The organism is Aestuariibaculum marinum (assembly GCF_014596975.1).
In the GTDB taxonomy this organism is placed as follows: domain Bacteria; phylum Bacteroidota; class Bacteroidia; order Flavobacteriales; family Flavobacteriaceae; genus Aestuariibaculum; species Aestuariibaculum marinum.
The window spans coordinates 75,823-90,989 of the sequence record NZ_JACVXD010000011.1 but is presented as its reverse complement, the minus strand read 5'-3'; the positions used below and the strand labels follow the sequence as shown (position 1 = coordinate 90,989).

Sequence of the window (15,167 nt, the reverse complement as noted above, 5' to 3'; positions counted from 1 at the left end):
TTAGCAATTTCCTAGTTTTTGACTTGATTTTTTGGTTAAGCTACGCTTGCTACTTTCGTTCAAAGTATACTTTAAACTCAGTAATGAATCAAGTCAAAATGAACATAAACCTCTTATCTCCCTTACTTTATTTAATTGTCATGCCTTACATTCAGGCATGATAAATCTGTTTTTACTTGATAAAACAGCATCTATATTTTATACTACTGCACTATATTAGTTTTCGTATTTTTACTAAAAAAAGATGGCGAAGAAATTTATTTTCTGGAAAGGTTACTGCAATGAAAGTAAGTTTATTGCTCTTGACAAAATAAATCGAATTATCAATAATTATGGGGATATAGTTGATATCAAGCAATTCTCTGATATTTCTATCACTCTAAAAGTTGAACTCGAAGAACTACAAATTGACAGATTGTATTCAGACTTAAAAGACTACATAAAGCTTGATGAGTTTGAAAATATGAACTCAAAATCAACTCGGGAAAGAACCATTTTTATAAACATTTCTTTCGCATCTGCAAAGGGTAATGTAAAAATAGAGGTTCCCTATGTTTAATAAACCATTGGTAATTTCATTACTTTTTTAGTTCACTATTTTATATTTTAAATTTAGGAGTTCATGAATCTCCTTCGTCGATTTGCATTGCCCAAAAAAGTAACAAACCCTTCGACTCCGCTCAGGACAGGCCACTAGACTTCAAATACTGTCATGCTGAACTTGCCTGTACTGAATTCATTTCAGCATTTCAGCATCTCTACTATATCTTGTTTAGACCCTGAAATCGAAGATTCAGCATAACTAAACCAGTTCAGGGTGACATAGTTTATTTTTATTCAAAATGAAATTATTCCCTTAATACCTTTACTTTTTTGCATTACCCAAAAAAGTAACAAAAAAGTCTAGTCTTGATAGCTTCGGCGGTCAAATCTCATTTTGAAGCCTAAAAGAAATGAACTCCTCCCTACGCTCGTCAAACAGCATTTCTTTTTCACGCCTTCTGCAATGGTTTGACACTCGCCTGCCAGCTAAAAATGACAATTTTTAATTCTTCCTTCAAACTAAAATTATCAAAGGAAATATAACCTCGTCAAAAATCAGAAATAATGAGTGAAGGTATGGAACTGCGAAGCGTAGCTTCAAGCATGTAATGCCGGAAACGAATAGTGCATTAGCAATTTCCTAGTTTTTGACTTGATTTTTTGGTTAAGCTACGCTTGCTACTTTCGTTCAAAGTATACTTTAAACTCAGTAATGAATCAAGTCAAAATGAACAAGTAAAGAACAAAAATGAAACCATTTGACACAATATGAGACAGAATGAGACGATTTGACACAGTTTGAGACAATTTGGGACTGAAGCCAAAAAAACAGGGGTTTTGTTGCAGTTTTGTTCGAGGATTGTTCTGCTCTCGTTCAGGGTTATATTTTTTAAATACACCTTTAGCTGAACAAGGGTGCTATTAAAGTGGTTTGAAACGAGAATAATGATAAGATGTAGAGTTGTTTAAAACTACAAATAAATTCATTTTTACTTCGTAGGAATAGTATGTATATTTAGATAAACAAAACACATACGATGATAAAACAAAACCCCTTTTCAGTATATGATTTTCTTGGATATCTTATTCCTGGGTCAATTGTAATCTATTCTTTATTGACTATTGACTACTTAAAAAAAGTAGAGAGAATTAATATCGATGAATTAATCAAAAACTTTTCTTCGGTTAAAATAGAAGGCATCTTTTTATTCATAATCTTAGCCTATACAACTGGACATTTAATCAGTTTTGTTTCTTCAATAACCATTGAAAAATATGCTAACTGGAGATATGGTTATCCTTCTAAATATTTACTTGGCTTTGAAAATCAAGGTTATTGGAAATCTTCATCGAATTGGAAAGAATTATTATGGAGGATTTGTTTATTTATTTTTTTATTTCCTTGCGTTTTATTTGATTGGATTTTTGGTCAGTTATTAGGCTTAAAAAGTTTCTACACAAAGCCCTTAGATTCATTTTTAACTGACCTAATTAAATTAAAAACCAATATTCTTTTAGGTAATCTTGGTTTTAGAAATATGTCTCAAAAAACCAAATACAATAGAGGAGAGAGTAAAAAATATGATTTCTACCGAATTCTATCACACTATGCTTATGAAAATAGTAAGCAACATCAAATCAAAATGAATAACTATATTGCACTTTACGGTTTCTTAAGAACCATTAGTTTAATTTTCAACATACTAACAATTTACTTTATAGTTAGGTTTATTAGATTTTTGCCAATTACTATGGAAAATATTCTATTAACACTCATTCTTTCTGCAATTTCATATATAGCATTTATGGCTTTTATGAAATTTTACAGACGCTATACATTAGAAGGACTTATGATAATTGCTATATCAGAAAACATAAAAAAACAACCTTCACACTAACTATCTATAAAACATCAAACTCGGACATTTTCTTTTTTATATCAATCCCTGTAAATATTAGGCAAAGCAATTTTAAAACGCACGGCGAGTAATCGCGTGGCAATAATAATGGCTCCGGAAGCTAAAAACACAATATTGTGATCTAAGGGTAAAGCGCCTAAAGCAAAATACGCAACACCACCCATAATACAACAGGTCGCATAAATGGTTTCACGCCTAAACACGACTGGGATTTCATTACATAAAATATCACGAATCACCCCACCAAAACAGGCGGTCATGGTTCCTAAAGCAATACAAAGTATGGGATGCAAATGTAACTCCACGCCTTTTTCTAAACCAATTAAGGTATACAGCCCAATACCAATGGCATCGAACAACAATAATGAGGTACGCAAATAGTTGAGTTTACTGCGAAACCCAATAGCAAAAATGGTAGAGGCGATAATCACATAGGTATAGGTCAGGTCGTTCATCCAGCCTACTGGTGTATGCCCAATGAGTAAATCACGCAGGGTACCACCACCTACCGCCGTTACAAAGGCAATAATAAAAATACCAAACACATCCATGCGTTTATCGAACGCCACTAAGGCTCCAGAAATAGCAAAGGCAATAGTTCCTAAAATGTCAATTATGTACAGCATTACATGTTTTGGGTATAAAAGTTATAGTCTTTTAAAATCACATCAATAAACTCCATATCGTTTTTTTGTTTCACGTCTTTAATGCCTACTACTTCAACCAGTTTTTTACGCAAACGAATCAAGGTCTGATAATCGCGTGTCGCCTTGGCCTGTGTAAAAGTTTCTTTAATAATGCGGGCATCGTTATCGCTAAGTTTAATAACGTTTGGATAGGTTGGTACGTAATCGGCTTTCAGCTCTTCCAGAATGGTGTGGTTAATGTTTATGTTTTCCTTTAGGCTAATAACCGCCGTACCTGCCGCCATATCACCCAGACGTTGCGACTTTTTATTAAGGATCATTACAAAAAAACCAAGTCCGAAGATAAAGACATCGACAATTCTAAAAAACCAGCGCACCACATAATCGGACAACGAGGCCTGATAGCCATCAATCTTCACCACTTTAATCTTTAGTGCTTTTTTACCAAGCGTTTGTCCTTGTAACGTCGACTCTAAAGCCAGGGTATAAAACATCACCGGAAAACTTAACACCGTGTTAATGGCAATCTGCGACCATCGGTCCATACCATCAAACACGCCAAACCCCTGACTTAAAATTAGAAAATATCCTATTTTAATAGCCCAGTCAATGCCATATGCCAACAAACGCTCTCCGGCACCGGCGGCATTGAAATTTATTTTCACATTTTGGGTCGTGTTAATTTGTAACTCTGACATTTTATATTTTAATTTATCTCCTATATGAGAGAAGTTTCATTCATCAAGCAAAATAAAGAAAAATGGTTAGCTTTCGAAAAAGCCATCTTTAATAATGACTTTAAAGATGCAGACGAACTGGCTTCTCAATACATTCACGTAATTAACGATCTGGCTTACGCACAGACCTATTACCCCAAAAGTAAGGTAATTGTTTATTTAAACCAGCTGGCTGCGAAAGCTTTTCAGAAAATTTATAAAACCAAACGCGAAGACAACAATCGTCTGGTAAGTTTCTGGAAAACCGAAGTGCCGTTAATTTGTTACCAGTACCGCAAGTTTATTTATGTGGCCTTCATCATCTTTTTTGCTTTTACGTTTATTGGAGCCATATCGGCCGCTAACGACGGGGAGTTTGTTCGTTCTATTCTAGGCGACGATTACGTTAATATGTCTATTGAAAATATTGAAGCTGGCGACCCGGTAGCCGTGTATAAAAGCGGAAGTAACTGGGGGAGTTTTATTGGTATTACCATAAACAACCTAAAGGTGGGGATTATTTCGTTTATTCTTGGGGTGTTTGGTGGTATTGGCACGATATACATCCTGTTTGAAAACTGCATCATGCTGGGCTCGTTTCAGTATTTCTTTTACGAAAAAGACGTGTTTTGGGAGAGTGTTCGCGGGATTTGGATACACGGCGCTATGGAGATTTTCGCCATTGTTATTGAAGCCGCTGCCGGACTAATTCTTGGGGCGAGTATTCTGTTCCCGAATACCTACAGCCGCATGACCTCGTTTAAACAAGGGGCTAAAACCGGGGTGAAGATCCTCATCAGTACCTTTCCGTTTACATTTTCGGCAGGCTTTCTGGAAGGCTTTATTACTCGTTACAGTAACATCATGCCGCACTGGTTATCGGCAGGCATCATCCTTACCACACTCAGTATCATTACCTACTATTACCTGATATATCCGTTTAAAATTCAGAAACAAATTACTCAAAGCCCCTTATTGAATCGCCCTTGACCTTAAAACAATTACATATCTACCTCCTTCTTATTTTGATGCTTTTCAGCCATCAAACCGCTACAGGATTACCTGTACAGGAGCCGCAACAGAAACGCGAATTTGATGAAAATTTTAAGGAACGTTATAGTGGCGATACTTTTAATTATGAAGGCATTGATATGGTAGGCCATACAGAGGAAGGTTCAGGCGAATATATAGATTATAAAGAGCAAAAGGTTAAGGTTAAAGAACAGAATAACAATAATTACCTGAATATGAATTTAGGGCCGCTACGCTTTATATTCTACATCGCTATTGCATTAGCCGTAATTGCTCTGGTATACGTGTTATTTAAAGAAGGGGGCAATGGCTGGTTTCAATCGAAACAAAACCGAAACATTGCACATCATCAGGAGATTACTTCCGAAAATATTGAACATACCGATATTAGTCTGTTGATTAAACAAGCCGAAGATTTAGGGGACTACCGACTAGCGATTCGGTATTTCTACCTGCTTGTATTAAAAAATCTGAGCTTAAAAAACCATATTAAGTTTGAAGACGATAAGACCAATAGCGAGTACCTGAATGAAATGAGCAACACTCCCTTCAGTGATAACTTTACCTATACCTCCTATTTATACAACTACATCTGGTATGGTAAGTTTCCGGTAAACGAAACCCAGTACAACAAGGCTAAAGGCAATTTTACAACCCTGTTAAACCTGGTGAAATAATGAAGAAAGTCTTGCCATTTATCCTCATCATCGTTATACTGATTATTACAGCTTCAGTTATGCTTTCGGTACGTACAACCAAAATGGTAGACTGGGAAGAATCGTTTAACGAAAAAAGCAACAAACCTTACGGCGTAAGTATTCTGTACAAGGAATTACCGAATCTGTTTAAAGATAAAAAGATACGCACGGTTTACCATCAGCCAGCGAGTTACCTGAGTGTAAATAGTGAAGACGACAACGGCAAACATATGGCCAAGGGTACGTTTATGATTATTGGAAATTCTGATTATTTACTGGACGACTCCATTGATGAACTGATGCGCTTTGTGAGTGAAGGAAACACCCTGTTTATATCCGATTATGTGTATCCGCAAAAAATACACGACACCCTACAAATTGATATCGATTATATCGCCAACGAAAAAGATAGTATTTCGTATTTGTCTTTTGAAAACCGAAAGTTAAAATCAACCAAGATAGACAGAAACGAAGGCGACAACTATTTCTCCGGTTTCGATTCCATAAATTGTAAAATTCTGGGCTATTCAAAGATTGACTATAAACATGTAAATTTTATTGAAGTGCCTTTTGGAAATGGTCATGTATTCCTTCATACCGAACCAAAAATTTTCACCAATTACAACCTGTTAAAGGAAGAGCGCTACCAGTATGTGGAGGATGTCCTCTCCTATTTACCAGATGCCGATCTTTACTTTGACTCTTACACCAAAATTCAGAAAAACTATTACGGTGAGGTGGAGAAAACCTCTAACCTCAGTTGGTTTTTAGAGCAAACTGCCTTCCGATGGGCCTGGTATACCGCACTCATCTTTACATTACTGTTCATGATTTTTAATGCGAAACGCAGACAACGCGTGATTAAAATCATCAAACCTTTACAAAATACCACAGTGGCCTTTGTGAAAACGGTTTCTAATTTATATTTTGAAACACAGGATCACAAAAACCTGATTGACAAAAAAATAACGTACTTTTTAGATAAAGTAAGAAGCGATTATAATATCAACACCGATAGCCTTGATGATGAATTTGTTACGAAGCTAGCATCAAAATCAGGCAAGAAAAAAGAGGATATTAAACCACTGATTAAATACATAAATTGGCTTCGAACGAAAAGCGAATTTTTTGAAGAAAACCTAATCAAGTTAAACAGGCATATCGAAGCCTTTTACAACAACTAATTATGGAAGAAAACACACAACCCCAAGACCACAGCGACTTTTTACCAAAACAAGACGCAAACATAGCAACAGAAACTACCGATGGTACTGAGTCTAACGGCTTAGAGTTTCAAAACCGTTTAGACCTATCGGAATTACAAAACAGTGTGCAAAACATTAAAGCCGAAGTAGGTAAAGTTATCGTTGGTCAAAAAGATATGGTCGATATGCTGATTGCTTCACTACTAGCTAAAGGACATGCCTTAATTGAAGGGGTTCCGGGGGTTGCCAAAACGGTAACGGCAAAGCTTTTAGCCAAATCATTAAGTGTTGGGTTTAGTCGTATACAATTTACCCCCGATTTAATGCCAAGTGACATTTTAGGAACCTCGGTATTTAATTTAAAAGTGTCGGAGTTTGAGTTTAAGAAAGGGCCTATTTTCTCGAATATGATTTTAATTGATGAGATTAACCGTGCCCCAGCCAAAACACAGGCGGCCTTGTTTGAAGTGATGGAAGAGCAACAAATAACCATCGATGGCAATAAATACAGTTTGGATGCACCGTTTATAGTTCTGGCGACGCAAAACCCGGTTGAGCAGGAAGGTACCTACCGTTTACCCGAAGCGCAGTTAGACCGATTCCTGTTTAAAATAGATGTGGATTACCCTAATCTGGAAGAAGAAATTGAGATTCTGGTACGTGAACACGATTTAAAAGAAAAAGAGAAAACAGCAACAATTACTTCCTTCTTAACCGCCGAACAAATAGTAACATATCAGAACTTGGTGAGTCAGGTGCTTGTTGAGCAACACTTATTACAATACATTGCCGAACTGATTGTAGCTACGCGTAACAATCCGTTTTTATATTTAGGTGCTTCGCCAAGAGCTTCTATAGCTATACTAAAAGCAAGTAAAGCCTTTGCTGCGATGTCTGGCCGTGATTTTGTAACACCTGAAGATATTAAACGTGCTTCGGTTCCTGTATTACACCACCGTGTTATTGTAACACCGGAGCGCGAAATGGAAGGCGTTACCAGCAAGCAAATTATCAAACAAATTATTGAAACTGTAGAAATACCTAGATAAATATATAAATCCAGTGCACATTGAAATTCTTTAAACCCTTTTACATACAACCTCGTTTTTTCTATGCCGGCATCGGTATTGTCGTGTTATTTGGTTTAAGTTATTTCATTCCGGTATTATTCAATATTGCACAGTTGTCTATTTTAGTGCTGGCACTGTTATTTATTATTGATTTCTTTACGATTTTCATTGGAACACATAAAATTGAAGCGGAGCGTATCCTACCGGATAAGTTTTCCAACGGTGATAATAATACAGTCAACCTTCAAATTAAGAACAACTACCCAATTTCAATTCATCTGGAAATTATCGATGAAATTCCGGAGCAGTTTCAAAAACGTGATTTTAAAATTAAGCATCGTGTTGCTCCACGACGTTCAAAAAACATTAGTTACCAGTTACGCCCAACCGAACGTGGCGAATATCATTTTGGGAGTTTAAACGTTTATGCAACCTCAGTATTAAATCTGGTGGCCAAGCGCTTCACCTTTAGTAGTGATGCTATGGTGCCCACCTACCCGAGTTTTAAACAACTTAAAAAGTTCGAACTGTTAAATATCAATCAAAACTCTTTGGAATACGGCTTAAAGAAAGTCCGCCGTCTGGGACACACCATGGAATTTGAGCAAATTAAAGACTATGTTTTAGGAGATGATTTACGTACCATTAACTGGAAAGCCACTGCCAAACGCAACCAGCTGATGGTAAATCAGTTTCAGGATGAAAAATCGCAACCGGTATATTCTATTATTGATAAAGGACGTATTATGAAGATGCCATTTGATGGCTTAAGTCTGTTAGATTACGCCATTAATGCCAGTCTTGTAATTAGTAATGTGGTATTGAAAAAACACGATAAAGCGGGTATGTTATCATTTTCAAAACGCATAGACAATGTGGTGGTAGCCGAACGTCGCAGTTCACAAATGCAACTGATTCTTGAAGCCCTTTACAACGTCAACACCGATTTCTTTGAAAGTGATTTCAGTAGATTGTACGCCAACATAAAACGCCATATAACCAACCGAAGTTTACTGTTAATGTATACAAACTTTGAAACGATGGATGGCCTAAACCGACAACTGCCCTACTTAAAAGCAATTGCCAAGAGTCATGTGTTGGTGGTGATTTTCTTTAAAAATACAGAGCTGGACACCCTAATTAAAACCAAAGCCGAAACCGTACAGCAGGTTTACGATAAAGTAATTGCTGAAAAATTTGATTTTGAAAAACGCCTTATTGTTAACGAACTAAAAAAATATGGTATCTATTCCATATTAACCACTCCTGAGAATTTAACTATCGATACCATTAATAAATATCTGGAAATAAAGTCAAGAGGCTTATTATAACATTCAGTTTTCACAATTCATCAGGTTAAATCTACAACTGAGTCACTTCTTTTATAATTACACCTGTTCATTATAGACTTTTGAAACATAAATCAATACAAAAGTCATTATGAAAACTGTAACAACACTTATTTTATTAGCGCTTTTTACCACATTAAGTTATGGTCAGGAAAAGGAATTAGGACACGATATTACCATAACCATAGATAATGTTACCTCCAACGACGGGCATGTCTTACTAGGATTACACACCAAAGACACTTTTATGAAGGGTAAAGGTATTCAAGCTCTGAAAAGCAAAATAGAAGATGGCAAAGTAAAAGCGACCTTTAAAAATGTTACTCCTGGCGACTATGCTATTATGGCATTACATGATAAAAATGATAATGAACGTATGGACTTTGACTCCAATGGTATGCCTCAGGAACCTTATGGCATGTCTAACAACCCGATGAACTTTGGTCCGCCGCAGTTTCATTTGGCACAATTTAAAGTAACTGATAAAGATTTAAATCTAGCTATTCGATTTTAGTTATGAAAATAAAAAGCCCTCAATATTTTGAGGGCTTTGCAATATAATCAATCTAAAATCCGATGGTTTAGCTTAACCAAGCTTTCATCATCCAAACTGTCTTTTCCTGCTCGGTAATAAAATCACTCATCATCGAGTTTGTACCTTCATCATTTGCATCGCCAGATTTATCTAAAATATCACGCTCTATTTTAAGTAATTCCGATAACGAATCAACAATTAGTGTTACTGCCTTTTCGTCCTGAGATATGTTTTTACCAACTGGTACTTGGGCATGAGCCGAATAATCTTCAAATGTATGGTATGGCGTTTCTCCTAATGTTAAAATACGCTCGGCTATCTCATCAACCTTTGCATTGGCATCCGTGTATAACTCTTCGAATTTCACGTGTAAATCAAAAAAACGTTTCCCTTTTATATTCCAGTGAATCCCTCTAAGATTCTGATAGTAAATCTGAAAATTCGCCAATAAATGGTTTAAATCGTTTGCTAATTCTTTTGCTTTTACGGTATCTAAACCAATACTATTTAATGTCATATTTTTATTATTTAATTATATGTTTTGTTTTATTTACTACAAATTTAATCTATAAATAAGGTATCAAAGAATAAATTTTATTGATAGTTTTTATATCTTTATAGCCTAAATTGATACCAATGACAATTACACAATTATACTATGTTTTGGCGGTGGCCGAAAACCAGAACTTTACTAAAGCAGCCGAAAAATGCTTTGTAACACAACCTACTTTAAGTATGCAAATTCAAAAGCTGGAAGATGAATTATCTATTCAGATTTTTGATCGCAGCAAAAAACCTATCGAGCTCACCGATGTGGGTAATAAAATAGTAACCCAAGCTCGAAATATTGTTAACGAATCTTACAGAATACAAGATATTGTCGATCAACAAAAGGGTTATATTGGAGGAGAATTTAAATTAGGAATCATTCCAACAGTAATGCCTACGCTTCTGCCAATGTTCTTAAAAAACTTCATAAAAAAACATCCAAAAGTTAAACTTAAGATTGAAGAGCTAACTACTGATGAAATAATTTCACGTATTAAAGACGGTCATTTAGATGCAGCCATTGCTGCAACCCCTCTAGAAGACCAATCTATAAAAGAACGTGTATTGTATTACGAACCTTTTGTTTCTTATATTCCTAAAAATCATAAACTCCATACCAACAAAAAAATTGACATCTCTGAATTGGATGTTAATGATATGCTTTTATTGGAGGACGGACATTGTTTTAGAGATGGGGTTTTAAACCTGTGCAAAGCCTTAAAAACACAGCCGGAAGAACAGTTTCAATTAGAAAGTGGTAGTATAGAAACCTTAATAAAACTCTCCAACGAAGGCTTAGGAATGACCCTGCTTCCCTACTTACATACCTTAGACATTAATGAAAAAGAAAAAGACAATTTACACTACTTTAAAGAACCCTCTCCAGCCCGTGAAGTGAGTTTAATTTACCATAAAAGTGAATTAAAAATGCAGATAATAGAGGCCTTACAAGATGTAATTCTTGGTGTGGTTCGAGGGGCCATTGCCTTTCAGGACGTACAAATTATAAGTCCGTTAGCATCTGGTAAAAAATAAAAAAAGGCGACCAATTATAGTCGCCTTTTTTTATGGTTTTAAGTATACCAGACACTGATTCAATTCTGGATTTTGCTGTATTAGAGACTGTATAAAAACCTTGAGCTCTTCTAACTCATAAGGTAATAAACGTTCAACAGCCTTTTGTACTTCTTTGCAAAACAAATTAGCATCAAAACTAACTTTATTCAGTATAGTTTTCGTATACTCTAGCATTGCTCTTGCCATGATTTATTAGGGATTTTAAGTTTCTAATTTGAAAGTAGATGTGTTTTATAGGCATTAAATTAAACTTTATTTAAAAACACTTAAAAATAATAAAAAAAAGAACACATTGCTCGATAAAGTGTGAAATTTAACGGTATAATAGTTTATTAACAATTTCGAAAAACTAAAACCTACAGTATATAAGGTTTTGCAAAGTTTATTGTTAACATTTTATTTTCTTAAAAAAAATATTAGTTTTACACTATAATTCTCTCAATCTCTCAAAAATTATGAAAACAACAATTGCTATTATCCAACATTTTTTATCAAAAACGTAATTTTTTAATTAAATTTTAAATTAATATGTGACCTCTTTAAATGGAAGTGGGTCTAACTATGTAGTATAAATTATTAAAAAATTCTCTCAAACTCTCAACAACTATGAAGACAATTGCTATTATCTCAATCAACTATCCATAAACAAGCACTTGTGTAATTGTAATAAGTAGGCTACACTAGAAACAAGTGTATATAAACGTATGTTTTCCTCATATTACTATGCATGCATAATAATTACTATTTAATTAATAAACTCTCAAAATCCTCTCTCATATCTTATGGATGTTATTAAACTATTCACGCTTGTTGGCGTAATAACTTTTTTCAACATTGCTTATTCTCAAACCGGACCGGGTGGTGTTGGTTCAAATGACGGAACTTCGAACTTAATTATGTGGTACCGCCCAGATTATGGGGTTGCTACCACCGGAACTTTAGTCGACCAGTGGAGTAATTCTGCAGGTATTAATGATTTTGATTTAAGTGAATCTAATACTCAAAGACCTACCCTACTGTCCGGAACGCTTAACAATATTAATGAAATACAGTTTAATGGAAATAACAGATTACGCACAGGCTTAACACTAAGTAGCTCAAATTTTATAACTGATGAAGCTTCTACGTTTGTGGTGGTAAAAGCCGAAAATACTTCTCAACAATCCTCCGTTTATACTACCGATCCTCTAGAAAATAGCTCCAGATTTTCAGCACATATTCCCTGGAACGGAACGGTCTATTACGACATAGGTACTTGTTGTACCACCGACTCAAGAATTGAGGCTAGTGGCCTTTCCGAACTTACAAATTATGCTATATGGTCCTATGACGCACATCCCTCTTCCGGAAAGCAACTATACAGAAACGAAAGCCTGATTGGGGATGAAAACAACAGTTCAACCTATACTTCTCACGCTTCACATCGTTTTAATTTAGGAGGTAACACTACCGGAACTGCTGGTTTTTCAGGAAATATGACTGAAATTGTTGTGTTTAAAACTAAAGTAAATGAAACACAACGCATTATTATAGACAACTATTTAGCAGCAAAATACAATTTAGATTTAGATAGTTACGATCTCTATACACAAGACAATCCCGCAAATGGAAATTTCGATTTTCACGTTGCCGGAATTGGAAAATATGGAAATTTTGATGAACATACCGATGCCCAAGGTACAGGTATTGTTAGAATAAACAATCCTTCTAAATTATCGAAAGGAGATTATTTATTTTGGGGTGAAGAAAATCACAATCCTACTTACACGTTTGAAACCAATACCATTAATTACACCGAACAGTTAAATTCTAGATGGCGTATTAGCCGATCTAAAAACGCCGGTAGTGTAACCGTTTCATTCGATATCAGTGCAATGGATTTATCCGGACTTCAAAGTTGCAGTTCTTTACAGCTTGTTATTGATAATAATGGAGACTTTTCTTCGCCAGAAAGAGTTTACGATTTAACAATTTCAGGACATACCGCGACTGCTAATCTAGTGGACTTCAAAAACGACGATTATTTTACAATCCGATACATGGACAAAATTGTTTGGGATGGCACCATGTTTTATAATGGTTCTGGAACATCCAATGCGCCCGACGCTTCAGACTCTTGCTATAAATTACTTATTAAATCGGGTGTTAATTCAGCTGATTTATATTTCAACGCTCATGTAAGAGAAATTGAAATAGAATCCGGAGGCATCTTAAATGTAATGAATGGCATTCTTGTTGAAGTTGACGATAAAGTTACCATTAATGGAGCATTTAATCTTTTAGGAGAAGCTCAACTTATTCAGAACCATAGAAACACAAGTTCAAATTCAGGAACAGGATCATTAGCAATAAAACAACAAGGCACCTCCAATCTATACAATTATAATTATTGGAGTGCCCCAGTTAACAGAAATGGTTTTTGGAAAATTTCCTATTTAGAAGATAATACCGGTATAATCAATTTCAAAGGAGGATATGATGCCGACCCAACAACCTCGCCTATCAGCTTAAGTAAATATTGGCTGTATACTTTTAATGGAACTTCAGGGAACTATTATTCTTGGAAAAAAATATATCCTAGCACTAATATAGCTCCCGGGTTAGGATACACTATGAAAGGTTCTGGAGCTTCTTCACTTGAACAGGAATATATTTTCAGTGGTATTCCTAACGATGGAGAATATAATTTTGATGTGTCTTCTGGAAATGATATCCTTATTGGAAATCCGTACCCATCGACTTTAGATGCCGACCAATTTATAAACGACAACCTATCTGTAATAGATGGTAAACTTTTATTCTGGGAGTCGTTTTCTACTAACAGCAGTCATATTTTAGCAAATTATGAAGGAGGTTATGCAACATATACCTTAATGATGGCAATTCCTGCTATTGCATTAACCGATTTAATTAGTGGTAAAGGCACAACTTCAAAACCTGAACCAACAAGATATATTGACGTTGGCCAAGGTTTCTTTGTTAATATTGAAACTTCAGGGACACTTAATTTTAATAATTCGCAACGTGCTTTTGCCAGAGAGTCTCTTGATGAAACTGTGTTTTACAAAACAACAGCTAAATCTAAAAATGCTGTTCTAAAGGATGAAAGACCCAAAATTTGGTTTTCCTTTGCTATTCCAAAAGGCTACACTAAATTTCTAGGCTTAGGTTATGATAACCGATCTACTTACAATTATGATAAAGGTTTTGATACAGCAGCCAGCCTGTCTCAAGACAATCTTCTTTGGCTTCTAGATAACGACACTACATTATCAATTCAAGCTTTACCTGAACTGAATAAAGATGATGAACTCCCTCTAAGTATTAAAATAAATACCAACGGATCTTATACATTTTCAATTTATAAGATGGAAAATATTCCGGATGACTTGAATATTTTTTTAGTTGACCATGTTGAAAATACCTATTATAATCTTCGTGAAAACGAGGTAGATTTAATTCTGAATTCTAGCATACCAACGAATCGATTTTCTATTGCCTTTAAGGAAGATACAACCTTAGCTACACATCAATATTCAGAGAAAAAAATGTATGCAACTTACAACAAGAACACCGAATCGATAAAACTTTACAACCTTACCGCTGATGTTTCCGCTTTGGGTATTTACAATACCCTAGGACAATTAGTAACCACAATATATCCGGACAATTCTAATATTATATCTCTTTCAGAAGTAAATAATGGTATATACTTTTTAAAAGACCTATCGAACAACCAAAACACAAAGGCCATTAAGTTTGTAAAATATTAAATACTGCTAATAAAAAAAGGCTTGTATACTTCAAGCCTTTTTTTTATTATTCTA

The 15,167-nt window shown here is 35.1% G+C and carries 14 protein-coding genes; 10 read left to right on the top strand and 4 right to left on the bottom strand.

Annotated elements, in window-relative coordinates; translation table 11 throughout:
* The first annotated feature begins 244 nt into the window (after positions 1–244).
* Both ICJ85_RS14470 and ICJ85_RS14465 read left to right on the top strand, forming a co-directional pair.
* The gene (locus tag ICJ85_RS14470; protein WP_188224516.1) at positions 245–559 is read left to right on the top strand and encodes a hypothetical protein; all 315 of its coding nucleotides are present in this window, start codon (positions 245–247) and stop codon (positions 557–559) included.
* 1,021 nt (positions 560–1,580) lie between these two features.
* On the top strand, positions 1,581–2,441 hold the full coding sequence (locus tag ICJ85_RS14465) for a hypothetical protein (RefSeq protein ID WP_188224515.1): 861 nt from the start codon (positions 1,581–1,583) through the stop codon (positions 2,439–2,441).
* Between the two features lie 41 nt (positions 2,442–2,482).
* Here ICJ85_RS14465 and ICJ85_RS14460 read toward each other — a convergent pair whose 3' ends face one another.
* Positions 2,483–3,088: a trimeric intracellular cation channel family protein gene (locus tag ICJ85_RS14460; RefSeq protein WP_188224514.1), complete on the bottom strand. Its 606-nt coding sequence runs from the start codon at positions 3,086–3,088 to the stop codon at positions 2,483–2,485.
* Positions 3,088–3,807, bottom strand: coding sequence for an RDD family protein (locus tag ICJ85_RS14455; protein ID WP_188224513.1), 720 nt, complete (start codon positions 3,805–3,807; stop codon positions 3,088–3,090). Before ICJ85_RS14455 ends, ICJ85_RS14460 begins: the two co-directional genes overlap by 1 nt.
* A 24-nt stretch (positions 3,808–3,831) precedes the next feature.
* Here ICJ85_RS14455 and ICJ85_RS14450 point away from each other — a divergent pair, with 24 nt between their 5' ends.
* The 6 genes from ICJ85_RS14450 to ICJ85_RS14425 all read left to right on the top strand — a co-directional run bounded on the left by ICJ85_RS14450 (position 3,832) and on the right by ICJ85_RS14425 (position 9,693).
* A complete protein-coding gene (locus tag ICJ85_RS14450) occupies positions 3,832–4,815 on the top strand; it encodes a stage II sporulation protein M (protein ID WP_188224512.1) in 984 nt (327 codons plus the stop codon).
* Positions 4,816–4,850: 35 nt separating this feature from the next.
* On the top strand, positions 4,851–5,534 hold the full coding sequence (locus ICJ85_RS14445; protein WP_188224511.1) for a hypothetical protein: 684 nt from the start codon (positions 4,851–4,853) through the stop codon (positions 5,532–5,534).
* Positions 5,534–6,739, top strand: a complete 1,206-nt coding sequence (locus ICJ85_RS14440) for a DUF4350 domain-containing protein (protein ID WP_188224510.1) — start codon at positions 5,534–5,536, stop codon at positions 6,737–6,739. The genes ICJ85_RS14445 and ICJ85_RS14440 overlap by 1 nt, the downstream gene beginning before the upstream one ends.
* Before the next feature lie 2 nt (positions 6,740–6,741).
* Positions 6,742–7,809 (top strand): AAA family ATPase, encoded by a 1,068-nt coding sequence (locus tag ICJ85_RS14435; RefSeq protein ID WP_188224509.1) that lies wholly within the window; start codon positions 6,742–6,744, stop codon positions 7,807–7,809.
* A 20-nt stretch (positions 7,810–7,829) separates the two neighbouring features.
* Positions 7,830–9,161: a DUF58 domain-containing protein gene (locus ICJ85_RS14430; protein ID WP_188224508.1), complete on the top strand. Its 1,332-nt coding sequence runs from the start codon at positions 7,830–7,832 to the stop codon at positions 9,159–9,161.
* Positions 9,162–9,270: 109 nt separating this feature from the next.
* Positions 9,271–9,693, top strand: coding sequence for a DUF2141 domain-containing protein (locus ICJ85_RS14425; RefSeq protein WP_188224507.1), 423 nt, complete (start codon positions 9,271–9,273; stop codon positions 9,691–9,693).
* Between the two features lie 67 nt (positions 9,694–9,760).
* On the opposite strand, the gene ICJ85_RS14420 is transcribed toward ICJ85_RS14425, so the two are convergent.
* Positions 9,761–10,231 (bottom strand): Dps family protein, encoded by a 471-nt coding sequence (locus ICJ85_RS14420; RefSeq protein ID WP_188224506.1) that lies wholly within the window; start codon positions 10,229–10,231, stop codon positions 9,761–9,763.
* Positions 10,232–10,350: 119 nt separating this feature from the next.
* Between ICJ85_RS14420 and ICJ85_RS14415 the strand changes: the two genes are divergently transcribed.
* Positions 10,351–11,298: a hydrogen peroxide-inducible genes activator gene (locus ICJ85_RS14415; RefSeq protein ID WP_188224505.1), complete on the top strand. Its 948-nt coding sequence runs from the start codon at positions 10,351–10,353 to the stop codon at positions 11,296–11,298.
* Positions 11,299–11,328: 30 nt separating this feature from the next.
* Here ICJ85_RS14415 and ICJ85_RS14410 read toward each other — a convergent pair whose 3' ends face one another.
* The gene (locus ICJ85_RS14410; protein WP_188224504.1) at positions 11,329–11,526 is read right to left on the bottom strand and encodes a hypothetical protein; all 198 of its coding nucleotides are present in this window, start codon (positions 11,524–11,526) and stop codon (positions 11,329–11,331) included.
* 596 nt (positions 11,527–12,122) lie between these two features.
* Here ICJ85_RS14410 and ICJ85_RS14405 point away from each other — a divergent pair.
* A complete protein-coding gene (locus ICJ85_RS14405) occupies positions 12,123–15,113 on the top strand; it encodes a T9SS type A sorting domain-containing protein (protein ID WP_188224503.1) in 2,991 nt (996 codons plus the stop codon).
* Positions 15,114–15,167 lie beyond the last annotated feature (54 nt).